The sequence below is a fragment of the Rathayibacter sp. AY1C1 genome (genome assembly GCF_002932105.1).
Lineage (GTDB): Bacteria > Actinomycetota > Actinomycetes > Actinomycetales > Microbacteriaceae > Rathayibacter.
Genome location: NZ_PSWH01000027.1, coordinates 1 through 11,739, shown reverse-complemented (window position 1 = coordinate 11,739; position 11,739 = coordinate 1). Strand labels below are relative to the sequence as shown.

Below are 11,739 nucleotides of genomic sequence, written 5' to 3'. Positions count from 1 at the left end.
CTCCCGCCCACCGTCTACACTGATCCGGCGCACCGCGGGAGACCCCTCCCGCCCGCCGCGACCCACCCGAAAGCGAGAGCCCCGTGATCAAGCCCGACCTCGGCATCACCGTCCCCGACGAGCTCGGCTCGGTCCACTTCATCGGCATCGGCGGCTCCGGGATGAGCGGGATCGCCCGGCTGTTCCACCACGCCGGGCACCGGGTCACCGGTTCCGACGTCCGCGAGTCCCACCCCATCGAGCAGCTGCGGGAGCTCGGCGTCCCGGTCGCCATCGGCCACGACGCGGCGAACCTCGGGGACGCCGAGGCGGTCGTCGTCACCTCCGCCCTGTGGCCCGACAATCCGGAGTACCTGCTCGCGAAGGAGCGCGGCCTGCCCGTGCTGCACCGCTCGCAGGCCCTCGCCTGGCTGGTGCGTGGCAAGCGCCTGATCGCGGTGGCCGGAGCGCACGGCAAGACCACGTCGACCGGCATGATCGTCACCGGCCTGCTCGGCGTCGACGCCGACCCCAGCTTCGTCAACGGCGGCATCATCGAGAGCCTCGGCACCTCCTCCGCCGCCGGCTCCGGCGAGGTCTTCGTCGTCGAGGCCGACGAGTCGGACGGCAGCTTCCTCCTCTACGACACCGCGGTCGCCCTCATCACGAACGTCGACCCGGACCACCTCGACCACTACGGATCGCTGGAGGCGTTCGAGGAGGCCTTCGTCACCTTCGCCTCCTCCGCGAGCGAGCTCGTCGTCATCTCCTCCGACGACCCCGGCGCCGTCCGCGTCACCGAGCGGCTGGTCGGCGGACGGGTGCTGACCTTCGGCGAGGCCGAGGGGGCGGACGTCCGCGTCGTCGACCTCGACCTCGTCGGCCCCGTCGGCTTCTCGGTCGAGTACGAGGGCAGGCGCTACTCGGCCCGCCTCCGCATCCCCGGCCTGCACAACGCGATCAACGCGGCCGGCGCGTTCGCAGTGCTGGTGGGCCTGGGCTTCGATCCGGCCGCCTCGCTCGAGGCCGTGTCGGCGTTCGGAGGCACGGAGCGCCGTTTCGAGCTGCACGGAGCGGTCCGCGGAGTCAGCGTCTACGACGACTACGCCCACCACCCCACCGAGGTAGCCGCCGCCCTCTCCGCCGCGCGCACCGTGGTCGGCGAGGGCCGCATCATCGCCGTGCACCAGCCGCACCTCTACAGCCGCACCCGCCTCTTCGCCCGCGAGTTCGCCGAGACGCTCGAGCGCTACGCCGACGAGACGATCGTCCTCGACGTCTACGGGGCGCGCGAGGATCCGGAGCCCGGAGTGACCGGAGCGCTGGTCAGCGAGAAGTTCGCCGACCCGTCGCACGTCTCGTTCGTCCCGGACTGGGCGGAGGCGGCCCGCCTCGCGGCCGGCATCGCGCGCGAGGGCGACTTCGTCATCACCCTCGGCTGCGGCGACGTCTACCGGATCATCCCGCAGGTGCTCGAGTCGCTCGGCGCGAGCGAGGCCGCGCCGGTCGCACGATGACCGCGGTCCTCGCGCCCGAAGCGGGGGAGCGGCCGTGAAGCGGCCCGACGGCGGACGCCCTCCGGCGCCCGGTCGGAGCGTCTCCACGCGCGGCGGCGAGCCGGAGCCGGACACCGAGCCGATCCGGATCGTCTCCGCGATCCGCGTGGACCCGGAGCCGGCCGAGCGCACTCGGTCGCGCGTGGGCGCGGTCCGCCGCACCCTCTCGGGCCTGCGCCTGCCCGGAGCCGAGAACCGGGCCGTCTCCCGGGCCGCCCGCGAGCGGAGGCGCTACGAGCGGGGGGAGGTCCGCCGCTTCACGAAGCGCGCGCGTCGGCGCCGCCTGATCGCCCTGGTCGTGGCCGGGTCGCTCGTCGCCCTCGCCCTGATCGTCGGAGTCGCGGCCTTCTCGCCGCTCATGGCCGTGCGCACGATCGAGATCTCGGGCACCCAGCGCGTCGACGCCGCCGCCCTGCAGAGCGAGCTCGACGACCAGCTCGGCGTCCCGCTCACCCTGGTGGACCGGGACGAGGTCGGCCGCGTGCTGGGCGCGTCCCCGCTCATCCAGAGCTACTCGGTGCAGACCCGGCCGCCGAGCACCCTCGTGGTGTCGATCGTCGAGCGCACGCCCCTCGGCGTGATCGCGGCGGGGGGCCGCTTCGAGCTCGTGGACGCGGCCGGAGTCGTCATCGAGACGGCGGACTCGGCGCAGCCCGGCTACCCGGTCCTCACCACCGCGTCCGGCGACGCCTCGGGAGCCGGCTTCCGCGCGACCGCACGGGTGCTGCGCTCCCTGCCCGCGTCGCTCGCTCCGCAGGTGACGGCAGCGACGGCCACGACCGGCGACGACGTCTCGCTCACCCTGCAGAACGGCACGGAAGTCGTCTGGGGCGGGTCGGACGAGTCGGCGCTCAAGGCCGTCGTGCTCGAGAAGCTGATGGCCGCGACCGACCCCGCCGTCGTCGGCATCTACGACGTGTCCTCGCCCCAGGCCGCCGTCGTGGCGCCCCGGCCCTGACCGGCGGCGGATCCGCGCGTTCTTTCGAGCGTTGCGGGCGTGTCTGCTGGGAGCGCGACCGGACTCCGCCTACCGTCGGAGCCGAACCCCAAATGCATACTCAGCATAACTTTAAGCCTCAACTACAGGTTTAAGGTTCAGCCCGGAGGCCGGAGACGTGACTTCAAACCAGAACTACCTCGCCGTGATCAAGGTCGTCGGCATCGGCGGTGGTGGCGTCAACGCCGTCAACCGCATGATCGAGCTCGGCCTGCGCGGTGTCGAATTCATCGCGATCAACACGGACGCCCAGGCGCTCCTGCTCAGCGACGCCGACGTCAAGCTCGACGTGGGCCGCGAGCTGACCCGCGGACTCGGCGCCGGCGCCGACCCCGAGGTCGGCCGCCGCGCCGCCGAGGACCACGCCGAGGAGATCGAGGAGGTCCTCGCGGGGGCCGACATGGTCTTCGTCACCGCGGGCGAGGGCGGCGGCACCGGCACCGGCGGCGCGCCCGTCGTCGCGCGGATCGCCAAGTCGATCGGCGCCCTCACCATCGGCGTCGTGACCAAGCCCTTCGGGTTCGAGGGACGCCGTCGGCAGACGCAGGCCGAGGCCGGCGTCGCGACGCTGAAGAACGAGGTCGACACGCTCATCGTCGTCCCGAACGACCGCCTGCTCGAGATCAGCGACCGCGGCATCTCGATGCTCGAGGCCTTCGCGACCGCCGACCAGGTGCTCCTCGCCGGCGTCCAGGGCATCACCGACCTGATCACCACGCCCGGCCTGATCAACCTCGACTTCGCCGACGTGAAGTCGGTCATGCAGGGCGCGGGCTCGGCGCTGATGGGCATCGGCTCGTCGCGCGGCGCCGATCGCGCGATCAAGGCGGCCGAGCTGGCCGTCGCCTCACCGCTGCTCGAGGCCAGCATCGACGGCGCGCACGGCGTGCTCCTCTCGATCCAGGGCGGCTCGAACCTCGGCATCTTCGAGATCAACGACGCGGCGCGCCTCGTCCAGGAGGCGGTGCACGCCGAGGCGAACATCATCTTCGGTGCCGTGATCGACGACACGCTCGGCGACGAGGTGCGCGTCACCGTCATCGCCGCGGGCTTCGACGGCGGAGAGCCGGGCGGGACCGCTCAGGCCGCGATCGCCCAGCCGCGCCAGCAGCAGAGCTCGGCGAGCGAGTCGGCCGCCGAGCCCGTCCCGGCTCCCGCCGCCGCCCCTGCGGCCGGCTCGATCTGGTCGAGCACCCCCGTCGCCGCCCCGGCCCCTGTCGCCGACCCGTCCTTCGACGACGACGACAGCGACCTGGACATCCCCGACTTCCTCAAGTAGTCGTGCCGGATCCGGAGCTGGCCGCGCGCTGCGCCGAGGTCTCCGAGCGGGTCGCCGACGCGACCCGCTCGGCCGGTCGCGAGGCGTCCTCGGTCACGACCATCGTGGTGACCAAGTTCCACCCCGTGTCGCTGCTCCGCGACCTCCTCGAGCTGGGCGTCGTCGACTTCGGCGAGAACCGGCACCAGGAGGCGCAGGAGAAGTCGGCCGAGCTGGCGGGGACCGCTGCGCGCTGGCACTTCATCGGGCAGCTCCAGAGCAAGAAGGCGCGCCAGGTGCGCCGCTACGCCGACGCGGTCCACTCCGTCGACCGGCTCGCGCTCGTCCCGCTGCTGGAGGCGGGGGAGGAGCCGCTCGACGTGTTCCTGCAGGTCAACCTCACCGAGGACCCCGACCGCGGGGGAGCGTCGCCCGCCGACGTCGAGCCCCTCGCCGAGGCTCTCGCCGGGGCGCCCGGCCTCACGCTGCGCGGCGTGATGGCGGTCGCTCCGCTGGACGAGGAGCCCCGTCAGGCGTTCGCCCGGCTCCGGTCGATCTCCGACCGCGTGTGCGCCGTCGAGCCCTCCGCCACGGCGATCTCGGCGGGCATGTCGAACGACTTCGCCGAGGCGATCGCGGAGGGTGCGACACACCTGCGAATCGGATCGGCAATCACCGGAGAACGCCCCGCCCGCACCTAACCTCGTGGTGACCCACCTGTGGGAGCACACACGACACGGAGGACACCCCATGGCCAACCCGCTGAAGAAGACGATGGTCTACCTCGGACTCGCCGACGAAGAGGTCGAGTACGAGCGCGCAGAGCCCGTCGAGGCGGCCCCGGCGACGGCCCACCGCGCACCGGTCTCCCCGGTGCAGCCCGTCCCTCCCGTCGAGCCGGTGCAGCAGCCCCGCGCGACGGTCACCCCGCTCCGCAAGCCCACCCCCCAGACCCCGAAGGCGACGGCACCCGCCGAGATGAACGAGATCCTCACCGTCCACCCGAAGCAGTACCGCGACGCGCAGGTCATCGCGGAGAACTTCCGCGACGGCATCCCCGTGATCATCAACCTCTCGCAGATGAGCGATGCGGACGCCCGCCGCCTCATCGACTTCGCGAGCGGACTCTCGCAGGGCCTCTACGGCCGCATCGAGCGCGTGACGAGCAAGGTCTTCCTGCTCTCGCCGTCGCACATCACCGTCGCCGGCGACTCCGCCTCCGCCGAGAGCGACGCCGACGCGTCGTTCTTCGCGAAGTCCTGATCCCGGGGAGCCCTGGCCCCCGGTGACCTCCGTCGTCTCGCTCCTCGGGAGCGTCCTGTACTTCGTGCTGCTGCTCTACTTCTTCGCGATGTGGGCGCGGTTCGTGCTCGACCTCGTCCGCGTGATCCGACGCGACTGGCGCCCCCGCGGTGCCGGCCTCGTCGCCGCGGAGGGCGTCTACACCGTCACGGACCCGCCGATCGGCTTCTTCCGACGCCTGATCAAGCCGGTCTCGATCGGTCCGATCGCGCTCGATTTCGGCTGGAGCCTCACCATGCTCTGCGTCATCGTGGGCATGTACATCGCCACGTGGCTCCAGCGCGCCTGACCGTCCCTGTATCGTTGGCACGTCCGGACGTTCCCCGCGGTGTCAGCACTGCGCCGTGCGCCTGAAGTTGCTAGCTTTAGTCGCGCGTTGTTAAACGTGTACCTACTTGAAATCGAAGGTGGAAAGCCATGGCGCTCACTCCCGAAGACGTTGTCAACAAGCGGTTCCAGCCGACCAAGTTCCGTGAGGGATACGACCAGGACGAGGTCGACGACTTCCTCGACGAGGTCGTCGTGGAGCTCCGCCGCCTGAACCAGGAGAACGAGGAGCTTCGTCAGCGCCTCTCCTCCGGCGACAGCCGCCCCTCGGACGCCCGAGTCTCCGACGCCCCGCGCGAGAGCACTCCTGCTCCCGCCCCGGTGGTCGACGAGGCACCCGAGCCGGAGCCGCAGCCCGAGCCCGAGCCCACCCCGGCTCCCGCACCGGTCGTCGCTCCCGTCAGCTCCTCGCAGTCGGCTCCGGTCGACGAGGCCGAGAGCTCCAGCGGACTCCTGCAGCTCGCCCGCCGCCTCCACGAGGAGCACGTGCGCGAGGGTGCCGAGAAGCGCGACGCTCTCGTCGCCGAGGGCCGTGCCACGGCCGCCCGCATCGTCGCCGAGGCCGAGGCCAAGCAGCGCCAGCAGGTCGCGAAGCTCGAGGAGGAGCGCGCGACGGTCGAGCACCGCATCGACGAGCTCCGCACCTTCGAGCGCGAGTACCGCCAGAAGCTGAAGAGCTACATCGAGGGCCAGCTCCGCGACCTCGACACCCAGCCGGCGTCGACGGAGTCCTCGCTGTCGGGCTTTGGGGCGTAGTCCCGCCGCAGCGGACGTCAGGCCGAGGGTGCTCGTCACCCTCGGCCTCGTCGCGCTCGCGGTCTTCGCGATCGATCAGACCGCGAAGTTCCTGGTCACGACGAACCTGCCCCTGGGCGAGGACGTCCATGTCCTCGGCGACGTCCTGATCCTGCACTACGTGAAGAACCCGGGTGCCGCCTTCTCCCTCGCGAGCGGGTCGACCTGGATCTTCTCGATCATCGCGGCGTGCGTCGTCGTCGCCGTGATCTGGTTCTCGCGCCGGATCCGCTCCGCCGCGTGGGGCGTCTTCTTCGGCCTGCTGCTCGGCGGCACCCTCGGCAACCTCTTCGACCGGCTGTTCCGAGAGCCCTCCTTCGGGCTCGGACACGTCGTCGACTTCCTCTTCACGCCGTGGCTGCTCCCGGCGATCTACAACGTCGCCGACATCGCGATCTGCACGGCGATGGCGCTGTTCGTCCTCCTGAGCGTGCGGGGCGTCGGCCTCGACGGCACCCGCGAGCGCGCGGGCCGCGACGAGCAGGAGCAGGTCGTGTCCGAGGACGGCGCTCCCGCCGCCCCCGGAGCGGGCGCCCCCGCAGCGGCCTCCTCCGTCGAGGAGGCGGCCCGCGACGCCGACCGCTTCGGCGGACGCTGATGGCGCAGTCCCGAGAGCTGCCGGTCCCGGACGGGCTCGACGGCCTCCGCGTGGACGCGGCCGTCGCGAAGCTGCTCGGCTTCTCGCGCACCTTCGCGGCCGAGGTCGCCGAGGCGGGAGGAGTGAGCGCCGACGGACGGGTCCTCGACAAGAGCGACCGCGTGCACGCCGGCACCTGGCTGAGCGTCGAGTGGAGCCCGCGCGAGGAGCCGCGGATCGTGCCGATGGCGGTCCCCGGCCTCGGCATCGTGCACGACGACGACGACATCGTGGTGATCGACAAGCCCGTCGGAGTGGCCGCGCACCCCGCCGTGGGCTGGGAGGGACCGACGGTGCTCGGCGCCCTCGCCGCCGCGGGCTTCACCGTGTCGACCTCCGGTGCGGCCGAGCGCGCGGGCATCGTGCACCGGCTCGACGCCGGCACGAGCGGCCTCATGGTCGTCGCGAAGTCCGAGCGCGCCTACACGCACCTCAAGCGCGCGTTCCACGACCGCACGGTCGAGAAGGTCTACCACGCGGTCGTGCAGGGCCACCCCGACCCGCTCGCCGGGACGATCGACGCCCCGCTCGGCCGCCACCCGTCCTCGGACTGGAAGTTCGCGGTCCGCGCCGACGGCAAGCCCTCGGTGACCCACTACGAGACGATCGAGGCCTTCCCGTTCGCCTCCCTCCTCGAGATCCACCTCGAGACCGGCCGCACCCACCAGATCCGCGTGCACATGGCCGCCCAGCGCCACCCGTGCGTCGGCGACGCGATGTACGGCGCCGATCCGACCCTCTCGAAGCGGCTCGGCCTCACCCGCCAGTGGCTCGACGCGGTCCGGCTCGGCTTCACCCACCCGGGCTCCGGGGAGTGGGTGCAGTTCGAGGCGTCGTACCCCGACGACCTGGTGCACGCCCTCGAGGTGCTGCGCGGGGAGTGATCCGCGCTCTCCCGGCCGGACCCGCGTCCGGCGCGGTTAGACTTCTTCCCGCCGTGTCCACGGGCCCTCCCGGGTCGCCGGCCATCCCTCCCCTGCCCGCAGTCCGCCGGAGGCGCATCCTTGCCGAGTAACGATTCCTTCGTCCACCTCCACGTGCACAGCGAGTACTCGATGCTCGACGGTGCAGCGCGGGTGAAGCCGCTGATCGACGCGGCGGTCGAGGAGGGCATGCCGGCCATCGCCGTGACCGACCACGGGAACGTGTTCGGCGCCTTCGACTTCTGGCGCACCGCGACGGCGGCGGGGATCAAGCCGATCATCGGCACCGAGGCCTACCTCACCCCGGGGACGCACCGCTCCGACAAGACCCGCATCCGCTGGGGCGACGGCGGAGGGGACGACGTGTCCGGCTCCGGCGCGTACACCCACATGACGCTGCTCAGCTCGACCACGACGGGCATGCACAACCTCTTCCGCCTCTCCTCGCGCGCGTCGATCGAGGGCTACTACTTCAAGCCGCGCATGGACCGCGAGATCCTCTCGCAGTACTCCGAGGGCCTGATCGGCACCACGGGCTGCCCGAGCGGCGAGGTCCAGACGCGCCTGCGCCTCGGCCAGTACAAGGAGGCCCGCCAGGCGGCCGCCGACTACCGCGACATCTTCGGCAAGGAGAACTTCTTCGCCGAGATCATGGATCACGGCCTCGACATCGAGCGGCGGGTGATCGGCGACGTCATCCGGCTCGCGAAGGACCTCGACCTCCCGCTGGTCGCCACCAACGACCTGCACTACACGCACGCGCACGATGCGACCTCGCACGCGGCGCTTCTCTGCGTGCAGTCCGGGACCACCCTCGACGACCCCAAGCGCTTCAAGTTCGACGCGGACGAGTTCTACCTCAAGTCGCCGCGCGAGATGCGCCAGGTCTTCCGCGACCACCCCGAGGCCTGCGACAACACGCTCCTCATCGCGGAGCGCTGCGACGTCCAGTTCGACACCTCGGCGAACTACATGCCCCGCTTCCCGGTGCCGGAGGGCGAGACGGAGGACACCTGGTTCGTGAAGGAGGTCGAGGCCGGACTGCGCGAGCGCTACCCGGACGGCATCTCCCAGGAGGTGCGCGACCGGGCGGACTACGAGACCCGCGTCATCCTGCAGATGGGCTTCCCCGGCTACTTCCTCGTCGTCGCCGACTTCATCAACTGGTCCAAGCGCAACGGGATCCGCGTCGGTCCCGGCCGCGGCTCCGGTGCCGGCTCGATGGCGGCCTACGCCATGAAGATCACCGACCTCGATCCGCTGCGCCACGGCCTGATCTTCGAGCGCTTCCTCAACCCCGACCGCGTCTCCATGCCCGACTTCGACGTCGACTTCGACGACCGTCGCCGCGGCGAGGTCATCCGCTACGTCACCGAGAAGTACGGCGACGAGCGCGTCGCGCAGATCGTCACCTACGGCACCATCAAGGCGAAGCAGGCTCTCAAGGACGCCTCGCGCGTCCTCGGCTTCCCGTTCGGGATGGGCGAGAAGCTGACGAAGGCCATGCCGCCCGCGATCATGGGCAAGGACATCCCGCTCAGCGGCATCAACGACCCCGCCCACGCGCGCTACAAGGAAGCGCTCGACGTGCGCAACGTCATCGCCGAGGACCCGCAGGCCAAGCTGGTCTTCGACACCGCGCTCGGACTCGAGAACCTCAAGCGCCAGTGGGGCGTGCACGCGGCCGGCGTCATCATGTCCAGCGATCCGCTGCTCGACATCATCCCGATCATGAAGCGGGAGCAGGACGGCCAGATCGTCACGCAGTTCGACTACCCCGCGTGCGAGTCTCTCGGGCTGATCAAGATGGACTTCCTGGGGCTGCGGAACCTCACGATCATCGACGACGCCCTCGACAACATCCGCGCCAACCGCGGACAGGACCTCGTGCTCGAGGACCTCGAGCTCGACGACCAGGCCGCCTACGACCTCCTCGCGCGTGGCGACACGCTCGGCGTCTTCCAGCTCGACGGCGGCCCGATGCGCGGCCTTCTCCGACTGATGAAGCCCGACAACTTCGAGGACATCTCCGCAGTCCTCGCGCTCTACCGGCCGGGCCCGATGGGCGCCGACTCCCACACCAACTACGCGCTGCGGAAGAACGGCGTGCAGGAGATCACCCCGATCCATCCGGAGCTCGAGGAGCCGCTCTCGGAGGTGCTCGGAGGGACCTACGGCCTGATCGTGTACCAGGAGCAGGTCATGTCGATCGCGCAGAAGCTCGCGGGCTTCACGCTCGCGCAGGCCGACCTGCTGCGGCGCGCGATGGGCAAGAAGAAGAAGTCCGAGCTGGACAAGCAGTTCGAGGGCTTCTCGGGCGGCATGATCGCCAACGGCTACTCGATGGAGGCCGTCAAGACCCTCTGGGACATCCTGCTGCCCTTCTCCGACTACGCCTTCAATAAGGCGCACTCGGCGGCGTACGGCGTCGTCTCCTACTGGACGGCGTACCTCAAGGCGCACTACCCCGCGGAGTACATGGCCGCGCTGCTCACCAGCGTCGGCGACTCCAAGGACAAGATGGCCGCCTACCTCAACGAGTGCCGGCGGATGGGGATCAAGGTGCTCCCGCCGGACGTCAACGAGTCGATCGGCTTCTTCACCGCCGTCGGCACCGACATCCGCTTCGGCCTCGGCGCCGTCCGCAACGTCGGCATGAACGTCGTCGAGGGCATCCGGGCCGCCCGCGAGGAGAAGGGCCGCTTCGAGACGTTCCACGACTTCCTCCGCAAGGTGCCGCTGCAGGTGACCAACAAGCGCACCATCGAGTCGCTCATCAAGGCCGGCGCCTTCGACTCGCTCGGCTCGACGCGCCGCGCCCTGGTCGAGGTGCACGAGGACGCCGTCGAGGCGGCGGTGGGGGAGAAGCGCAACGAGGCGAACGGCCAGGTCGGCTTCGACTTCGACAGCCTCTGGGACGAGCCGCAGGCCGCGATCCAGGTGCCCGAGCGGCCCGAATGGGCCAAGCGCGACAAGCTCGCCTTCGAGCGCGACATGCTCGGGCTCTACGTGTCCGACCATCCGCTCGCCGGACTCGAGACCGAGCTCGCCAAGCACTACAGCACCACGATCGCCGACCTGCTGATCTCGGAGACGATCGCCGACGGCGAGACCGTGGTCGTCGCGGGCCTCGTCACGAGCGTCCAGCACCGCATGGCCAAGGCCTCCGGCAACCAGTACGGGATGATCCAGGTCGAGGACTTCGGCGGCGAGATCACCTGCATGTTCATGGGGAAGGCGTACCAGGAGTTCGCCCCGGCGCTCACGAACGACTCCATCGTCGTCGTCAGAGGCCGCGTCAGCATGCGCGACGACGGGATGAACCTGCACGCGTTCAGCCTGTTCGCCCCCGAGATGAGCCAGGACGGCGACTCGGGACCGCTCACCGTCTCGATGCCCGAGTCGCGCGCGACCACCGACACGGTCTCACAGCTCAGCGACGTGCTCATCCGCCACTCCGGCCAGACCGAGGTGCGGCTGAAGCTCATCAAGGGCGACACGGCCCGCGTGTTCGAGGTGCCGTTCCCCGTGCGCATCACCCCGGACCTCTTCGGCGAGCTGAAGAGCCTGCTGGGGCCGAACTGTCTGTATTGAATTCCGAGCCGGTCCCCGACCGGCTCGGCGCGGTCGGCTGGGGAGGGTGGCCGGGTTCTCAAGGGCGTCCTGCGTACGGCTACGACGATCCGCTGACACGCGGATCGCCGGTTCGCGGTGTCTGTGGCGAGCCGGTCCTTGCCCGGCTCGGCGCGGTCGGCTGGGGAGGGTGGCCGGGTCGGTGAGAGCGTCGTGCGTCCGGCTACGACGTTCCGCTGACACGCGGATCGCCGGTTCGCCTCGGAGGGTGCGGCGAGAGGGTGGCGGATCGGAGTGCGAGCCTGCGGCCGCCGGTGTCCTCCGGGTGGTCGAGTAGCCGCGGAGCGGCGGATCGAGACCGGGCGAGGGTCGGGCGGGACGGGGTCCGGGCG

General features: G+C 70.8%; 10 protein-coding genes. All 10 read left to right on the top strand.

Annotation, left to right across the window (positions count from 1 at the left end):
- Positions 1 to 83 precede the first annotated feature (83 nt).
- Positions 84 to 1,496 carry a UDP-N-acetylmuramate--L-alanine ligase gene (gene murC, locus C5C71_RS12645; protein ID WP_104337813.1) on the top strand — a complete coding sequence of 471 codons (1,413 nt, stop codon included), beginning with the start codon at positions 84 to 86 and terminating at the stop codon, positions 1,494 to 1,496.
- A 34-nt stretch (positions 1,497 to 1,530) separates the two neighbouring features.
- On the top strand, positions 1,531 to 2,493 hold the full coding sequence (locus tag C5C71_RS12640; RefSeq protein ID WP_104337812.1) for a cell division protein FtsQ/DivIB: 963 nt from the start codon (positions 1,531 to 1,533) through the stop codon (positions 2,491 to 2,493).
- A 157-nt stretch (positions 2,494 to 2,650) separates the two neighbouring features.
- Positions 2,651 to 3,811 (top strand): cell division protein FtsZ, encoded by a 1,161-nt coding sequence (ftsZ, locus tag C5C71_RS12635; RefSeq protein ID WP_104222597.1) that lies wholly within the window; start codon positions 2,651 to 2,653, stop codon positions 3,809 to 3,811.
- Positions 3,812 to 3,813: 2 nt separating this feature from the next.
- Positions 3,814 to 4,491 carry a YggS family pyridoxal phosphate-dependent enzyme gene (locus tag C5C71_RS12630; RefSeq protein WP_104337811.1) on the top strand — a complete coding sequence of 226 codons (678 nt, stop codon included), beginning with the start codon at positions 3,814 to 3,816 and terminating at the stop codon, positions 4,489 to 4,491.
- 49 nt (positions 4,492 to 4,540) lie between these two features.
- A complete protein-coding gene (locus C5C71_RS12625) occupies positions 4,541 to 5,053 on the top strand; it encodes a cell division protein SepF (RefSeq protein ID WP_104222599.1) in 513 nt (170 codons plus the stop codon).
- A gap of 22 nt (positions 5,054 to 5,075) precedes the next feature.
- The gene (locus tag C5C71_RS12620; protein WP_258059242.1) at positions 5,076 to 5,381 is read left to right on the top strand and encodes a YggT family protein; all 306 of its coding nucleotides are present in this window, start codon (positions 5,076 to 5,078) and stop codon (positions 5,379 to 5,381) included.
- Between the two features lie 128 nt (positions 5,382 to 5,509).
- Positions 5,510 to 6,175: a DivIVA domain-containing protein gene (locus C5C71_RS12615; protein WP_104222600.1), complete on the top strand. Its 666-nt coding sequence runs from the start codon at positions 5,510 to 5,512 to the stop codon at positions 6,173 to 6,175.
- A 28-nt stretch (positions 6,176 to 6,203) separates the two neighbouring features.
- Positions 6,204 to 6,812, top strand: coding sequence for a signal peptidase II (lspA, locus tag C5C71_RS12610; RefSeq protein WP_104337810.1), 609 nt, complete (start codon positions 6,204 to 6,206; stop codon positions 6,810 to 6,812).
- Positions 6,812 to 7,735 carry an RluA family pseudouridine synthase gene (locus C5C71_RS12605; RefSeq protein ID WP_104233341.1) on the top strand — a complete coding sequence of 308 codons (924 nt, stop codon included), beginning with the start codon at positions 6,812 to 6,814 and terminating at the stop codon, positions 7,733 to 7,735. Before lspA ends, C5C71_RS12605 begins: the two co-directional genes overlap by 1 nt.
- 171 nt (positions 7,736 to 7,906) lie before the next feature.
- Positions 7,907 to 11,368 carry a DNA polymerase III subunit alpha gene (gene dnaE / locus C5C71_RS12600; RefSeq protein ID WP_244229655.1) on the top strand — a complete coding sequence of 1,154 codons (3,462 nt, stop codon included), beginning with the start codon at positions 7,907 to 7,909 and terminating at the stop codon, positions 11,366 to 11,368.
- Positions 11,369 to 11,739 lie beyond the last annotated feature (371 nt).